This is a genomic window from Williamsia sp. Y853 (assembly GCF_056786495.1).
In genome coordinates this window covers 841282-857699 of the sequence record NZ_JBXCJC010000002.1, presented here as the reverse complement: position 1 = coordinate 857699, position 16418 = coordinate 841282, and the positions used below count along the sequence as shown (strand labels likewise).

Genomic DNA, 16418 nt, shown 5'->3' with positions numbered 1-16418 from the left:
AATCGACCAACGCTATGAAGGGCTAGAACAGTATGAGGAGATTTCTGGTTGTCGGCTGCGGTGGTTCGGGAGGCGCAACGCTGGCCTACATGATGGACCAGTTGCGTTCAGACCTCGCTGCATTCGGCGTCACACAGATCCCGGCCGGCTGGCAGTTCGTGCACCTCGACGTGCCTACAGCTCCGTCCCCGGGCCCCGACGGGCTCGGCAACGTCCGCGACCAGGGTGGCGCTTATGTCGGCACCGGACCGCAGAGTGACAGCTACAAGGTTCTCGACAACGCCATCTCCCAACGTCTGGCCTCGGGCGGTGAGCTGGACGCCTTGGCGACGTGGGCGCCACGGGACCCCAGTTCTATTCACACGCCCTTGAGTACCGGCGCCGGGCAGTATCGCGCGCTCGGCCGGATGATCACTCTGAGCCGGGTCGCGAAGGTGCGGGAAGAGCTGCAGCACAGCTGGGATCGCCTGTTCCGCGTTGAAACCGAAAGCGAGATGCGACGTCTCGACCTTCCCGGTTCGGGCAAGTTCGACGCCGGTGAGAGCCCGGTGGTTCTCGTGGTGTCGTCGATGGCCGGTGGTGCCGGAGCTTCCATGGCCCTCGATATCTGCCGGATGCTGACACTGATTCCGGGCGTCGACCCGCGTCTCATGGGCGTGTTCATGGTCGCGCCGGACATTTTCGACAGTCTGGATTCGTCGGCGATCACCGGTGTGCGGGCGAATGCGTTGGCCATGCTCGGTGAGATCGTGGCGAGCCAAACCGGTGCCGCCCGTGAACACGATGTCTCGATCCTCCGCGCACTCGGGCAGCAAAATGGAGAGGGTGAACTGATCCCGTTTGCTCGTGTCTTCCCGGTCGGACGCTATGTCGGTGCTGAGCGCACCCTGTTCGGCGACGGTTCGCCCGAGGCCGTGTATCGCGGTCTGGGTAGGGGACTGTCGGCGTTGATGATGAGTAAGTCTGCGTCGCAACAGTTTGTCGAATGGGACCTGTCCAACGGTGGTGGAACCGCAGGCAATCGCGAGTTCATCGGCTGGGGCAACGGTCAGTGGGACAACCTGCCGTGGGGGTCGTTCGGGTTCGCCAGCTTGAGCATGGGCCGCGATCGGTACGCGGAGTACTCGGCACAACGCCTCGCCCGGAGCAGCGCCGAACGCTTGCTGCGCGGCCATCTGCAACCCGGTAATCCGGCCTCTGATGATGACCAGGCCGCGGCGATCCTGGACAGTCAGTGGTCCAACATCTGCAACGAGCTCGAGCTTCCGGTGACTGCCGGTGAAGCAGTTGTCGGGCAATGGATCACGACCACAGTGTTGCCTCGTCAGGATGTCACGAGCCTGTCTGCACACGTGGTGAACACCAATCTGCGCGGCTACATCGACGCTCGCGACGGCTTGAACGCCGCTCACTGGGTGTCGAGTGTGCACAACGCGCTCGCCGACCGCCGCCAGTCATTGCTGGACGGCAGCCACGAGCAGGCCTATTCGTGGAGTTACCGTTGGCACGTGGTCTTCGCTCAGCGCCTCGAAGCAGTGACCACGAAAGCCATTGCACAGCTCGGTCTCCCGTATGCAACAGCACTGGTCAAGCGGGTCTCACAGTACATGCAGAACGTGGTGCTGCCGAGCGCGCAAGACCTCGCGAAGTACAGTCCCTCGGACGTCATCGAACTACCGGCCGAGGTGACGAGCACGCTCAACGGCCTCCGCGGCAACCTCACCAGCACCTCAGAGATCCTCGCCCGCGTCCTCGAGGGCAGCCAGGGAACAATCGAACGCCAGATCTACGCGTCCCTGTCGAACCTCGTGAGCGTTGCCGCCGGCTCAATGGTGGGTGAAGTCTTCGATCCGTTGATCGAGGCACTGAACGAATCCCACATCCTGCTGCGTACGGCTGCGGGGGAGCCTGTTCGCGACGTGGGTCTCGCGCGGTTGCAGACAGACGAATATGCGGCGTGGCCGTCTGACTCAGATGCCTGGGTGTCAGATAGGTTCTCTGAAGCCAACAACGAAGTCATGCTGACCAGTTCAGCCGACTTCAAAGAGCGGTATGAAGTCGATCTGCCGCTGTCCGTCGGTGCCTCAGCGGTGGGTATGCGGCAGTTCAGTGAGGCTGTCGCGGTCGCCACCACCTACGCCATCACCGGGCATTGGGCGACCAACGATGGCAGCCACGCGCCTGCCGAAGATCAGCCGGTGGTCGAGCGGACCGCTGAATGGAAGTCGCGGGCGTTCGTGACCGATCCGGCGACCGGCGAATCCCGGATCTCCTCGCCGGCCCGTTTTGACGTGCACGTCCGCCCGGCCGAGCTTCTGAACCGGTCCCGCAAGTTCATCGAGAGGACGGGCGAATCCTTCGACCGCTTCTGTCGAGTGTCGTTGCGGGAGTATCTGACCGGCGTCGGGGAGCCGGAATCCGAATTGGCTCGGCGTCACCACGACATCGTGGCGAAGTTCGGTGAGGCGATCAACCTGGCCCGACCGCTGGCGAGTGTGAACGAACAGGCCATGCAGGCGATCCACAACACCCAGCAGATGAGCTACCGGTTCAAGTTCTCGGCGGTGCCGTTCAAGGGCTTGCGCGTGGCAGACGAGCTGGCGTCGGCGCTCAATGAGTACTCACGTATCGACAGCAAGACCAAAGACGTGCTGGCCCGGGCGCTCACCGACGAGTCGAAGATCAAACGCGTCGACATCTTCGGTTCATACCCGAACTATTCGCCGCTGGCCTTCAACTCGGTCCTCGAACCGGCAGCGCGTCAGTGGTTCGGGGCGTCTGCCTCACAGCGCCAGGCATTCTGGCGGATGCGCCGCTCGCGGCCGCTCGCCGCATCGTTGCCGATGCACCCGACCGAACGACGTGCGATGGTCGCCGGATGGACCCTGGGTCGCGTGATCGGCCAGGTCTCGCTGCCGCCGGAACCCTACGACGAGGCAGCCCGGGTCTGGGACGGCGAGACAAGCGCCTGGCGGAACTTCCCCAATCCACTCTTGACACCACCGTCGCAGTTCACTGCCGAATACGATTGGATGCCGGCAGTTCTCGAGTCGATATTGCTGGCGATGGCTCAGTCCCATGAGCCGCCGGTGATGTCGTCGATGTTGCCGTACCGGGCGCTCCGCCGAATCTACGATTCGTCGGCCGAAGACGAGGTGTCGGGCGTTCACGGCCTGGCGGCTCGTACCCATCTGTCCCGTTGGCTCCGAAACGGTGACACGGGAACTGGTCTGGCGTCGGCGGTCGAGAACACCGGACCTGGTGTGACCATCGACGAGCGTGCGGAAAGCCTCCGAACCTACCTGCAGAACAACCGCGACTTCGCAGGCACCCACTACCTTCCGCCGGGCGCACGTCCGGAGCCGGGATTGCCACCGGCCCCCGGCGGCGGTGTGTTCTCGACTATCACAGTCCGCGAACAGGCATCGGCCACACCGATTTTCCGTGACCTCGCCCCGGACGTGTACTGGGCGACCAGTCAGATCATCGACATGATCGACGGGTGCGTCGAGCAGGCCAAACGCCCGGAATCGTCAGCACCGGTGCAACCGATCGCTCCGACGTCTTCTGTGAAGGCGTTCGAAGTTCCCATGGGAGGGACGTTCTGACATGGCTGCAGTCACTGTCTTCATCGCGCCGCGCGGCATCGCAGACGGGATCCTCAGCGCACTCTGTGATCTCTCCGCCGGCGGGTTGATCGAACCTTTTGTCTGGGTGACCGAGGCGCCGACGACCGAGGTTGTCGTCAGTGTGTCGGAGGGGCGTGCGTACGACACGACGCTCCAACAGGTGTTGTCGACGCAGCGGATCGATGTACTCCGGATCTGCGTCATCGTTCCACTGGTGGGCATCCTCGCACCGGCGTCGGCCGGACAAGAGCATCGGATCGCCGATCTGCTCGCGTCCACGTCGGGTGGCGCGCGTGTCGTCCGGGTGCGATGCATGATCGCCCGGCCCGGAACCGTTGCCACACAGTCTCCATCGGTGCTGGACGGATGGCACAACATCCTGGTGGCGCCGGAAGACGCGCAGGGCCCTGGGATGGGGCACGTCCAGTTGGAACCGTCGACGGATCCAGTCGAAATCGGTCGCCACTGCGCACCGGCCGCGGTGGCATTGCTCGGATTGTGGAAGGGCCTGGATCATCGGCCGCTTGATGACGCACCGGTGCTCCCCGGCCAGGTGGTGCGGTTGGCGCGATCGTTCTACCGCAAGCTCGACACCTCCGCGTCGGAGGATTCGCTCCGTGCACAGGTTCTCGCCCAGGACGGGACGCTGCCACTACCGAGCGATCAACGTTCCACCGTGGTCTATATCCAAGACGTCGGATTGGCTGCTCGGACAATGTCCGACGAGCTGTGGCGCAAGTTCGACACGGTCCTCCAAGGACCACGCATGCCCTATGCGGTCGAGAGCTCATCCGAGATCGGGGTCTGGGCCGCGATCAAGATGTTCTTCTCGTTCATGGGCGCTGCACTCCGCAACGCCCCTGCCGCCTGGTACGGACGTTTGGTGGACGGGGTCTCGGCCGGAATCGCCTCGACGGTGCATGCCACCATCTTCGGTGCCGCACCCTCGGCGTACGACGTGGTGGCACGCGGTCGCACCGCGGAAGGTCATCTCGCGGGTTGGACCGAGATCGGCTCGGCATCAGGACAACTGAGCAGTGTCCTGGCCGACCCGACCGAAGGTCGGACGCACAACGCGGCGGTGGACATGTCGACACTCTGGCAGGACTACGCACGGGCAGCTCTCACGTTGGCCGATGGTGGAGCCCGGTCTTCGGATCTGGCGCCCGTTCAGGTCGGGGCGAATCGCGGAGTCCTCGGCCGGTCTGCGGACGTCGTCCCAGGGCCTGCACAGCGCTTCAACCAACTTCCCGGCATCGTCGCGGCAACCGTCGGAGTCGATGGGGTCGACGCGACCGACGCGCTCGGCATCAAGCAGCTGCGCCAGAAGCTCTCCGTACTGGAGCAGGAGTCCAACCTGGGCCTGGATGCCCGTCGGACTGCCTCTGACATCGACAACTGGCAACGCGAAACCTCAGGAAGCTTCGGCGTACAGGTCGGCCGCCGGCTCGCCGACAGTTTCGAGAACACTTTCCGTGAGGTGCAGCACCTCTTGCAGAAACTGCGTAACGCTCAAACGCCGCCGGAACAAACGGCAAGCAGTCACGGGCGGTTCGCGCGGATAATCCAAGTGGGTGCAGTCCTGGCCATTCTTGTTGCCGCGCTGCTTGTCTGGGAGGTGGTCGACGGACTGCTCGATTGGTGGTTGGCGGCGGTGATCTACGTGGTGCTCCTGCTGGTTTCGACAGCGGTGTGCGGAATCGCCTTCATCAGAAGCCAACGAGACCTGTTCCAGCAACTGAATCGGCGCAAGTCTGTCATCTCCGAGCAGGAGGTGGACCGGCAAAATCTTCGTACCGGACTTCGTGATCTGGAACGTCTGTCGCAGGCATACAGCCAATATCTGTCCTGGAGCAGAGCGCTGGGAACGTTTCTCGCACAACCCCTCGGGCCCGATCTTGCCGAGAGCCACGCTGATACCAGGATTGCCTGGGGCCTGCCCATGTCGGTTGCCACGGGCTCAGCACATCCGGTAGCCGAACAGGTTGCCACCACAGCGCACTATGTGCGGCAGGATCTCTTTGGGCTCGGATGGTTGACCGAGTCCTGGGATGGACTCGTCCGTAACGCCACCCCCGCTGCAGGACGCGCCGAACGCGACGCGGAAGCCGAGCTGAGCCGATTGTGGACTGCCCCCGGACAGGGGTCGGGATCGCAACTCGATCGCTGGTCGAACGCTCTGTTCAGTGGTCAGATCACGTCCACCGGCGCTGATCTCGTGTGGAATCGTGCTCGCGCGAACCTGATGGGACCGAAATCGGAACTGGTCCAACGATTGGTGGGAACCGTCGACGTCCCGGGAGGCGGCAGCGACCGCGCCGTCAGCATTTCTGACTTCTTGTGTCAGATCGACCGTCCGACTCCGCCGAGCGGAAACTTCGACCGGATGATTCTGACTGACATGGCCACGACCTCCGGGGCAGCCGAGGTGCGTGACGATGTAAGAACCGCGGCGCGGAACGGACTCGGAATCATCTGTGCCGCAACGCAGCTGTCAGGCGCGTTGTCGATCGACAGTCTGACCCTCGACGCCCGTCGTCGGACAGACATCGAATGGAACGAAGAGGTACCGCAGATGCGTCCGGAACACATTGCAGCGGTCGAACCGGTCTCGGAAAGTCAGCGATTCGCGCCTCCGAAGCTGGGCGAAGGGGCCGGATTCTGAGATGACGAACATCAAACAACAGAAGCGGGAAACCGCACTCCTATTGTGGGCGGTAGCCGTTGCCGATGGCTATGACGTGCCATCGGAAGAGCAGTTATCCGCGATCGCTGCTAACCCCGCAACACTGAGCACGTTGGCCACCGAGGGCGTAGTACTCGCCTGGAAGGCGACGATCGAATACATCCTGCACCAGGTGAAGTTCGGGCTCGATCCGTATGCTGTGGTACAGAACCTGCCTCGAGAACTCCTGGTACCTGCTGAGATTGCGGCGCCGGCGCGGCACCCGCGTGAGCCGGTGAGCGTTGCCTCCGGTGCTGATGCAAGCGGTTCACGGATCACTGAAGCGAGCCGACCCGCCGCTGTAATTGAGCCCCCCTCTGGTGGCTCCGTGACCGCAGATCCCGTCGAAGCGTTGATGCAGTGGCGCTCGCAGCGAATCGCTGATGGTGTTGAGTCCGCCGGTGCGATCAAAGATGCGACCCTGATCAAGCTGGTCAAATACAAGTTCGTATCCGAAGACCAGATTCGCAACAAGCTCCAGGGAGCAGATCCAGCCCTGGCGGCCGAAATCGCGGTGATCTTGGCAGAGTTCTTCCCGGACGAGGCGGCTGCGTCTGCCGGTTCGCCGACACCGGCAGTCGTAGCGGCGCCGGCAGTTCCGGTGCCCGCTGAACGAACGACCCCGGTCGCGTCCGCACCCGCAGCGAGTGTGGGCACCGACCAGGCCGCGGTTTCACCGGTAGTTGATCGCGGATTGGGATTGGCGCACAAGGACTTCTGCGAGTTCGAATACGGAGAGAGTCCTGTCGAGCCCGGTGCGGTGGTGATCGTCAAAGGCCCCGACGGGCATCGTGTGACCTGGGAGCCGTATCTGGCCTCACCCGACGACACCGTGATCTACCGTGTTGTGTCCACCGAAGACGAATTTCCGCACAAGCCCGAAGCCGGCGAGCTCCTGGTTGCCACCACCGAAATCGCATTCGACGACACCCGGTTCTTGGCCTCGGCGGTGCGCACTTTCCAGGTGTGGTGCCACGTCGGCACTGACGTCCGCACTGCAAGATATCAACAGCCGGTGCTCGTTGCGCAGGGTGAAGTGGTCAGTCCGGTCGCAGACTTCAACCTGTTCGAAGACGAAGGCCGAGTCATCGCGCAGTGGAACGTCTTTCCGGGTACGCGGGCGGTCCGAGTCTTCCGGGTGCCGCTGAGCGAAGGTGTTCGAGGATTGAACGATCCCCGCCACCAGATCCTCTCCAGCGAACCCAATCTGACCGGATTCGTCGACACAGAGGTCACCCGCGGCGAGCGTTACCTGTACCGCGCCTTGGCAGAAGTAAGTGTGGGCAACAGCGTGCGGCTCGCCAATCCTGTGCAGAAGGACATAGCAGTATCGGTTGTGCTGCAACCGGTGACGGACCTACAGGTAACCCTGAGCGCTGATCGGATCGGAGAGTTCGAACTGCGATGGTCCACGCCGCCTGCAGGGCGGGTTGTGATCTACCGAAGCCCGACTCCGCCGCCGGCAGACCTCGAGTTGTCGGAGTTGCCGCAGGAAGCCCTCGCGCCGCAGGGTCTTGATGATGCCGCTCAGCTGAAGCACCCTGTGGTGGCGGCTGATTCGATGTCGTCGCGCATGACCGCGGTGCCATGGCACGGCGATTGGGATCGCACGTATTTCACGCCCGTCACGGTCTTGGCCGACCACGCGAAGGTCGGTAAGGTGCGCGTTCAGACGCGTCCGCTGCCTGCCGTGGCAGACGCCCGCATCATCGAGCGATTCGATGCGCAAATCGTTTCATTCGGATGGCCGTCGGGTGCGGCGAGTGTGCTGGCGTATGTGGCTCCGCCTTCGGTTCCTGCCGAACAGGCGATAGTGGGACATCCGCTGGAGGAAATCCACTTGCGGCACCATCGTCGTGATGGGGGCCTGACCTTCTCGAAGGAACTGCCCGCCGGATGCATGGTCTATCTCGTTCCGGTGGCTTATTCCGGCGGCGTGCAGGTTCGCGGCGAGCACACTGGGATTCCGTACCCCGGCCTCACTCGCATCAAATATTCACTTCCCGAGGTCCACGCTGACGCGAATGGTCGTGTGGTCGCCATCCAGCTGGAAAGCGACACCGACCTCGATGCGCCGCCTCCATTTGTGATGGTGCACAACCCGAGCCGGTTTCCGTTGGGGCCCTACGACGGAGTCACCGTTCCCCTGATGTCGCCCCATTCGCAGCAACAGGCGTGGCAGCTCGTCGTCGAGCGGCTCATGAAGGGTCAACCGGAGAACGGGTGGCGTGCTCTTCTGCCCAACCAGTCCGGTTACGTTCGGTTGTTTGCGGATACGCGTGGCATGGCCGAGTCCGTCGAAGACGGCGGCTTTCCAGTCCGGCGGATTGCCCTCGCCGACCCGCCGTTGGCCTGGCTGCAATTGGATGCCCAGGTGGGGCAGGCAACGTGACAACAAGCGTGTTCGGTGAGGACGAGCGTCTCGGGATCACGTCGCTCTACAAAACGGGCCGGTACGGGGAACTGATCTACACGTCGTTCGACAACGGATCAGGTAGCGGTGGTGGATGGCAGGTGAAGGACAAGGTCGGGAACCTGACCACGGCGGACATCGACGCGATGACAGAGCGCATCGTCACCAAGTTCGATGTGGGCTCGCCGCTGCCACAGTTTCCGACCATCGCGACCATCGAAGGGCGTCCGGCGCGGCTCGCGTACGACGCACTCCCTGATGGAGCCGGCATCTATTGGCACACGGTGGATGCAGGTCTCGATGGCTCCGGTCGGCCCGGAAACGTCTTTGCGCATGTCGTATTGGATGACGACGTCGCCGAGCGGCCGTCGCTGCGCCCGATCGAGTTGTGGAATTCTCCGGATTGGTTGCGGCCCTACAACGCCCAACCGGTCCGCGCGACAACATTGTCTGGACGTCAACGCGTTCAGGCCGGCGCGCTCATCACCATGGGCAGGGCGGTGGGCTTCCTCCTGGAGACGTACCGCGAAGGTGTGATCCAGGTGCTTCTCGATGCGGTCTACGACGCGATGACCGGTGGGCGGCCCGTGGTCCTGCTGACCGCGACCGCCGACGCTCCTCAATGGATCGGTGCGGTGAGTTACTTCATGTCGCCGGGTACCGCCCGTCGCTTCTCGTGGACAACACATGACAAGCCCGAACTCGCGCTCGCTGACGCCCGACGGGGAATGAACCTCATCTGCGTTCCGAAGAACGACGTCGAACTACCGGCCGCAGACTGGGTTGTCATCGACGCCGACGAGGAAGACCCGCCACTGGGCGCACTGGGTGGGAAAGGTCATACCCCCTCGACATCGGCCTTCGAGGTGCCGGTCTCGCCGTGGTCGCTGCTCGCGCAGGCGGCACTGGTTGATGCCGACCGTGCGATGCGGGTGATCCGACTGCAGGACGACGTAGCTCGTGAGGTCGGAGATCGCGACCTTTCGCCGGTGTGGCCCATCGCGGTGGCCAGTCGGCTGATGGGGCTCGGTGACGTCGACAGGGAATCCGCGCATGCGGTGACCGACGATCATCCGTCACACCTGGGTAGTTCCGAGCGGCTTCGCGACCTCGTCGAGAACCTCTACGTCGCGGACGCGCCCAAGACACCCGTCGAAGCGATTGGGCGGCTCGCCCGGATCAGGTACGCCGGAGGCAGTCAATCCAGAGCAGCGCTGCAACTGGTCAGGTGTGCGCTGGGTTCAAAAGCGTGGCTGGCTGCACCTGAGACGAACCTCGAGCCGGTGCCGGTGTGCCGCAATGTCGATTTCGGTCGCTTGCACGACCAATTCACGCTATGGCTCAACGTAATCCAGGCCTCGCTGTCGGCTGTGGCACCCCCGGCGTCGGAATCCGTTGTGCTCTCGGCGTTGCGGGTAGGCGAATTGCTGAATCGGGTGGCACGCCCCGGACCTGGTCTGGATGCCGCGATGAATGCGCTGTGCGACCTCGTTGATGTTTCGGGTGTCGAGTTCTTGCGAGCGCGCTCTCGTGCGGGCGCCTTTGCGAAGGCAACCGCGGGTATTTCGGGCGCCACGATGTCGTTGGTGTTGCAGCGTGTAGTGGCAACAGTGATTCATGCGCCGCATGAACTCGACCTGAATGTGTGGCGATGGCTGTTCGGTGACAACGGCATTCAGCCCGGGCTCGGCGCTACCGGACCCATCACGCTCGACCAGCACGTGTGCGAGCTTTTCCCGCTCTATATCGCCGCCCTGTTGGACGATCCTGCCGGGGACTCGCTGTCTCCGCAGAGGAAGGCTGAGCTGGTCCACATCGCTGTCGAGTGTGTGATGGCGTTGCGCGGTTACTCGGTGGTCGAACGCTATGAGCGGGTCGCGCGGCTGATAAAGCACCACTCACTGACGACGGTCCAGTTGCTGAACCTCATCGACCGGTATCCACAGAACGTCCTGCCCGCCCTGGCTTGGCGACGCGTGCTGTACGCACCTGCGTCCGAAGACCTCGATAGTGTGGTCGACTACGTCTGCAACTACCCTCTGGCGCAACCCGATCCCCTCGACGATGCATCGAAATTAGTCGTCGCGGTAGCCCGTGTCCGATCCGCGTCAGCCTGGACCGACTTCGAAACGCGCTGGGCGCTCACGCTCATGGACACCGAGGTGCAGTTGCTGGTGAACGAGCTACACCCAGAAGTTTTCGACCACGCCGACAAAGATGTGTGTGTTCCGTTGGGTGCGCTGTTCATAGCCGCGCAATCACGAGGTCGCACTTGGGCATCGGTCGACGCACCGGGGGTTGACCGGCTGGCGAAACGGCTGGACGCATTCCAGCCGGAATTGGTGGAGTGGATTGACCGACTCGTGGAGCGCGACGTCATCGACATCGTGTGGATTGCCGGTGAATCCGCGAGCTCACAAACGGATTTCGGCACATCGCCGATCGCGTTATGTGCACGGGTGGACGTCGACCATTCTCCGGTCACCTGGATGGATCGGATGATCGACAAGCAACTCTCGAATGCCACCTACCGCGGACCGACAACTGTCGAGGACGTGCGGGACGCCTTGTGGGAATCCGTGCGTGGCCTCACCGCTGCCGAGGCCGAACGCTTCTTTTCCGAATACCGCACGGCCGGAAAGACGTGGCTGCGCGAGCGTGGACTTCTCGCCCGCGAATCGTCGCGTCCTCGTTTCTCATTGACCAACCGAGAGGATCACACCTGATGGTGACCTACGTACTGGACGGAACCAGTTCCGCTCAGCTGCCGAAGCGGCCGCTGGCCGTCACCATGTCGGTCACCGGCGCCGTGGATGCAGCTGCATTGGTGGCCCGCAGAGACGGCATGATCGACACTTCGGTGATCGCTCACAGCCCAGGGATGTTGATCGTTCCCCGGGTCGATCACGACGTGGTCATCTCTGCGGTGCCTTCGGGATCCCTGTCGACGTTTCCGCAGGGCACCGTTCTGCATGTTGCAGTGGGTCTGGACAGCTCGAACGATCTGGATCCGGACCGGGCCCAGTTGACGCCCCGGGACGTGTCAGGACTGAGTGCGCTCGAGTTGGCGGTGATAAGTCCGTCTGGCAGCGAACAGGTTTCGGTGACTACACGCCTGATCCGCCCGGAATTGCCACTGACACCTCTGGCTGCGCGGGCGAGGTCGGCAGCGCGTGGAGCACTCGGAGTCGACCAACTGCCCTCCGGACGCCAGTTGGAGGTTGTGGTCGTGGTGGACGCCAGTTTGTCGATGGCGTCGCTCATCTCGGACGGAAGTGTCGGTGCCGCGATACATATCGCCACGGGAGTCGCGGCGGTCTTGTCGGCGGGTGCGCCGGTGCGCGCGGTTCTTTCGGGTCGGACCGTCACCGAAGTTGCGCTGGAAGGCGACGATTTCACGGCGGCATTTCAATCCGCCGTCGCGTCCACGGGTATGGGAGTCGGTGCCGCGCTCGCAGAACCGGTTGTAGCTCAGGGCGGTGCACAGTTGGCGATCGCCGTCACTGATGCGCCGACACAGGTGGCATCACGCGGCTTGAGTACACAGCTGGTGCTGTCGCCGTCACGCGCGGCGTTGACCGATCCCAATTTTGTGGGGGCGGTGTGCCCGCCGCCGCTGCCAGGTGAGAACGCTGTCGATCGCCTTCTCGCCGAACCTGCACTGGTCGACGAAGTCGTCGGCGGCTTGTTGGCTGTATTGAATGTCAGGAGCACTTCGCTGTGAACAAATGCCCACGCTGTTTCAACTTCCTCGGACCCGACTGGTTTTCATGGACCGAAGCCGAGCCGTCAGTCTCTGAAACGGACGACCGGGCAACCGCTTTCAGCGGACGAGATGTCCGGATGGGTAAGACGTGTGAACTGCGTAAGCCGCAGGATGCTCCTCCCGCGTGGGTTCCAGACATCGGGTGGGCAGAAGCGGAACTGGGTGGATCCGTTCTCGACATATGCCCGATCTGCCATTTTGTGCTGCCGGATCTGTGGCGTTGGGGTGTATCAACCTGCCTGGTGATGGCAGGTGCGCGAGCGACCGGGAAGACGGTGTATATCGCGGTCTTGATCAAACAGCTCGAGAAGTACGCCGAGCGGATGAACGTGGTGGTCGAACCGGCCGACGATCAGGTCGCGAAGCACTATGAAAATGTCTATGAGAGACCGCTGTTCGAACAACGGGGCATCCTCCAATCCACCCCGTCGTCCTCAACCGAAGGAAGTCCCCAGCAGGTTCCTTTGATCTTCAGCATCGGCATCTGGAACGGGGTCAAGCACTACCTCGTCATCCGAGATGTGGCCGGGGAGGACCTCGAGAACAGCGAGGTCGGCGGCTATCCGTGGCAGTTCTTCGGGGCCGCTGACGCTGTGTTGTTCATGTTCGATCCGCTGAAAGTCGACGAGATCGGCCACCAGTTGCAGGATCTGGTACCCGTCCAGACCAATCGTGGTGGTGATCCTCGAATGGTCCTTCGCAACGTCATGAAGCTGATCGGCCGTGGAACGCCGAAGTTGGCGATCATCTTGTCGAAGTTCGATGCCCTCCAAGCACTTCAAGGTGTTCGAGGCAGCGAGTGGGGGCAGATCATGGCCAACGCGGGTGCCTCGTTCTCGCGTGACCCGGGGTTGAAGCTGGAACCCTACGACGACGCTGACGGCGAGCTCCTCGACGCTGAGGTGAGTAGCTTATTGCAGAAGTTGGACGCGGGGCCGATGCTCAAGAATCTTGAGAACCCACACACCGGCCAGCAGTACACGAATCGGTTCTTCGCGGTATCGGCCCTAGGCGAATCGCCTGTTGGCGCGCGACTTCACGCCAACGGGATCACACCGTTCCGCTGTTTGGATCCGGTCCGGTGGGTGTTGGCGGAGCAGGGTGTGTTGTGAACTGAGTCCAGGGTAGAGCGGGGTTGCTGAAGACGAGTTAAGGACAGCCGATGTACGTACTACCGCCGAAGATCAAGGGCAGTCTTGCCGCGAAATGGGTGAAGGTCCTTGCCCCTGTGTTGGGTGCAGACGAAATGGTCTGGGCTTTCGCGCGTGTGACCAGCCGTTGGCCGCAGACTGAAGCCCTTGCAGTGACAAGTCGGCGACTGCTGGCGTTCAATAGTTATGCGTTGACCGAGGCAAGGTTCGTCGTATTCTCAGTTGACGCAAGCGAGATCATCAGAGTCGACTACCCGGAGGGGTTCGGCACCCACAAGCTGATCGTCACCACGGCGGCGGGAAAAGTCAATTTTGGGGACATCCGAAAGGACGACCTCGACTTCGTTCAGTATTACGTCAGATATCTGGTCGACGCGGGCCGCGGAACGAACGGTATCGACGAGAAGGCGGTCCGCCCGGAAATAGCGACGGCTACCCGTGAACATCTGCAACGCGCAACGGCTCCGGAATCGACCCCGGTCCTTGGCGTTCCGCTCGATGACTCCTGGGCGAAGGCCATCGAGAACAGTTCGGGACCTGACGAATTACCGTCGCTGATCATCAGCAATGGCTCGGCGGGTTTGTTGGCCGCCTTCGAAGACCGGATTGTCATCGTGAAGGCACAAATCATGAATGGCAGGGCATTTGAGTCGCGAGCGGTTTCCCTTATCTACTCCGATATCTCCGAGATCGAGTACCGACGAGGGCTGTCAGATGGAGTTTTGGAGGTACGCGCGTGGGACTCTGCCGAGGCTGTCCTGGACAATGTGAGCGGATGGGACGGGTCGGCTCCGAATACGCTTAGGTTGCCGTGGGCGCTCCACGACCAGGCTCTGCCGTACCTTGACGAAATTCGGGGCAAAGTAGCTGCCGCGCAACGGGAGAAACCGGTATCCCTCTGGAAGCCGCCGCTGGAACCGCGCATCGTGGAGAAATCTGCTGTAGAGGTACCCGCTGCAGGCGGTTTGGCGGTAGAGATCGAGAAGTTGGCGAATCTGTTCAGTCAAGGACTGATCGATGCCGACGAGTTCCGAGAAGCCAAGAGGGCTGTGATTGCCGCACACTCGTGAAGTCCGCGCTCACAACCTCTGTGGGTTGTGAGCGCGGCCTACGCGAGTCATGCTTAGCAGCTGCTGGTTTCGCCGATCTTGACGACCGAGAGAACCGCCTCACCTTCGGTGATGGGAGTTCCGGCCTCGGGTGTCTGGCCTACCACTACCCAGTTGCTGTCGATCACCTGGCTGCGGCCTTCGCCGGTGGCATCGTCGCTACGCGAAAAGAAGACACCGTTTTCCTGGATGAGATCCTGCGCGTCCTGCAGGTTCATGCACACGACGGCAGGCATGATTCCGCCCGTCGCTGTAGTGGTCGTGGTCGGCGGGGCAACGGGTGCTGGCGGGAGAACTGCGCGCGTTGATGTCGGCGCAGGGGCGACTGTGGTCGTGGTGGGTTCAACGGTGACAGTGCTCGGTGGGACCGTCACCGTTGCAGCGGACGAGCTTGCAGCAGTCGTGGAGGTGTTTTTCTCCGCGCCACCACCGCTGGCAACAGCGGCGATGACGAAAAGTACGACGACTGCGGCGATGCCGCCGAAGATCCACGGTTTCTTGGACTTCTTCGGTTTTTGGCCGGATGGATTGCCGTCACCCGGGGTGGCCCATGAGGGCTGTCCGGAGTTCGAACCGTTGAATGGAGGTGGGGGAGGTGGTGTGGTCACGAGATCCGTTCTTTCTGCTGTTGATACCGAGTGCATCGGACAGTGATCCGCTTCGAGGAAGCGGTGGATACGACTCGGAAGGATGGTCAGCGTCTCCAGGCGCCGAGGCATGACGGCCATGGTGAGACGATCTGGTGAGAGCTCTTCGGGGACATGCGAGATGAACTGACGCCAGCACGTTTCACCGAACGTGAAGGGCGTCAGCTGGTTATAGTAACGGTGCCAGGCAGTGTTACAAATTTAGGGAAATATCTTGGGCTGTAACGGATCACGCGAAAATATCATCTGAACATACGATTGCGGCCCGCGGCGCAGGGGCAGTTTGAATCTGATCAGTTCGACCGTCGAGCAGCCATGCAGATCAATCGATCAGCGGTGATGAAACGCGTCCGGCGATACTGTGGATGCGTTGTGTCTGAACATGAGCACCATGCGCACTACCTCGCGGCCCGGCCATATTTGCGCGGGGAGATTCTCGCGAAGCCATATCCGGTTCCTCCGGAGCCCGGCGTCTATGGCTGGTGGTTCAAGTCCGTTCCGGCCGGAATCGACCCGTCGGAATGCGTCCACCGTGCGGACGGGCTGACATTGCTCTACGCAGGCATCAGTCCGAGTAAGCCGTCGGCGGCCGGTGTCGCGAGCAGACAAAATATTCGTCGGCGAATCAGGACGCACTACGTAGGCAACGCATCGGCATCGACGCTACGGAGATCCCTCGGGTGCCTGCTGTCTGACGAACTCGGGATACAGCTCCGGCGTCATGGTGCCAGTGAGCGTTACATGTTCGGGAGCGGCGAGGCCGCGCTGTCGGACTGGATGGTCGACAATGCGCTGGTCTCGTGGATCACCCATCCCGAGCCCTGGCTCCTCGAAGACGAACTGATCGAAACCCTCGACCTGCCACTCAACATCGATGGTGCCAACAACACGTTTACCGCCACCTTGCGGGCGGCGCGACGGTCAGCGATCGCGACGGCCCGGGAGCTCCCCGTCCTCCGATCCGCGAACGCCTAGAGC

9 protein-coding genes are annotated in these 16418 nt (G+C 62.4%); 8 read left to right on the top strand and 1 reads right to left on the bottom strand.

The window, feature by feature from the left end:
* Positions 1-32 precede the first annotated feature (32 nt).
* Genes AC1TPF_RS15920 through AC1TPF_RS15890 form a run of 7 tightly spaced genes read left to right on the top strand, consistent with a single transcriptional unit; the run spans position 33 to position 14754 of the window.
* Complete coding sequence (locus AC1TPF_RS15920) at positions 33-3608, top strand: tubulin-like doman-containing protein (RefSeq protein WP_482137384.1); 3576 nt, start codon at positions 33-35, stop codon at positions 3606-3608.
* Position 3609: 1 nt separating this feature from the next.
* Complete coding sequence (locus AC1TPF_RS15915; protein WP_482144661.1) at positions 3610-6294, top strand: hypothetical protein; 2685 nt, start codon at positions 3610-3612, stop codon at positions 6292-6294.
* A gap of 1 nt (position 6295) precedes the next feature.
* On the top strand, positions 6296-8746 hold the full coding sequence (locus AC1TPF_RS15910) for a SaeA-related protein (protein ID WP_482144660.1): 2451 nt from the start codon (positions 6296-6298) through the stop codon (positions 8744-8746).
* A complete protein-coding gene (locus tag AC1TPF_RS15905; RefSeq protein ID WP_482144659.1) occupies positions 8743-11493 on the top strand; it encodes a GAP1-N2 domain-containing protein in 2751 nt (916 codons plus the stop codon). Before AC1TPF_RS15910 ends, AC1TPF_RS15905 begins: the two co-directional genes overlap by 4 nt.
* The gene (locus AC1TPF_RS15900) at positions 11493-12491 is read left to right on the top strand and encodes a hypothetical protein (RefSeq protein ID WP_482144658.1); all 999 of its coding nucleotides are present in this window, start codon (positions 11493-11495) and stop codon (positions 12489-12491) included. Before AC1TPF_RS15905 ends, AC1TPF_RS15900 begins: the two co-directional genes overlap by 1 nt.
* Positions 12488-13645 (top strand): hypothetical protein, encoded by a 1158-nt coding sequence (locus AC1TPF_RS15895; protein WP_482144657.1) that lies wholly within the window; start codon positions 12488-12490, stop codon positions 13643-13645. Before AC1TPF_RS15900 ends, AC1TPF_RS15895 begins: the two co-directional genes overlap by 4 nt.
* A gap of 50 nt (positions 13646-13695) precedes the next feature.
* Entirely contained in the window at positions 13696-14754 is a 1059-nt protein-coding gene (locus AC1TPF_RS15890) for a hypothetical protein (protein WP_482144656.1), read from the top strand.
* A gap of 53 nt (positions 14755-14807) precedes the next feature.
* On the opposite strand, the gene AC1TPF_RS15885 is transcribed toward AC1TPF_RS15890, so the two are convergent.
* The gene (locus AC1TPF_RS15885) at positions 14808-15401 is read right to left on the bottom strand and encodes a PASTA domain-containing protein (protein WP_482144655.1); all 594 of its coding nucleotides are present in this window, start codon (positions 15399-15401) and stop codon (positions 14808-14810) included.
* Positions 15402-15812: 411 nt separating this feature from the next.
* Between AC1TPF_RS15885 and AC1TPF_RS15880 the strand changes: the two genes are divergently transcribed.
* Positions 15813-16415, top strand: coding sequence for a GIY-YIG nuclease family protein (locus AC1TPF_RS15880; RefSeq protein WP_482144654.1), 603 nt, complete (start codon positions 15813-15815; stop codon positions 16413-16415).
* The last annotated feature ends 3 nt before the right edge of the window (positions 16416-16418 follow it).

Excerpts from the sequence above, each read along its gene's own strand:
- AC1TPF_RS15890 (WP_482144656.1), top strand. The coding sequence starts at position 13,696 with ATGTACGTACTACCGCCGAAGATCAAGGGCAGTCTTGCCGCGAAATGG.
- AC1TPF_RS15920 (WP_482137384.1), top strand. The coding sequence starts at position 33 with ATGAGGAGATTTCTGGTTGTCGGCTGCGGTGGTTCGGGAGGCGCAACG.
- AC1TPF_RS15900 (WP_482144658.1), top strand. The coding sequence starts at position 11,493 with ATGGTGACCTACGTACTGGACGGAACCAGTTCCGCTCAGCTGCCGAAG.
- AC1TPF_RS15910 (WP_482144660.1), top strand. The coding sequence starts at position 6,296 with ATGACGAACATCAAACAACAGAAGCGGGAAACCGCACTCCTATTGTGG.
- AC1TPF_RS15915 (WP_482144661.1), top strand. The coding sequence starts at position 3,610 with ATGGCTGCAGTCACTGTCTTCATCGCGCCGCGCGGCATCGCAGACGGG.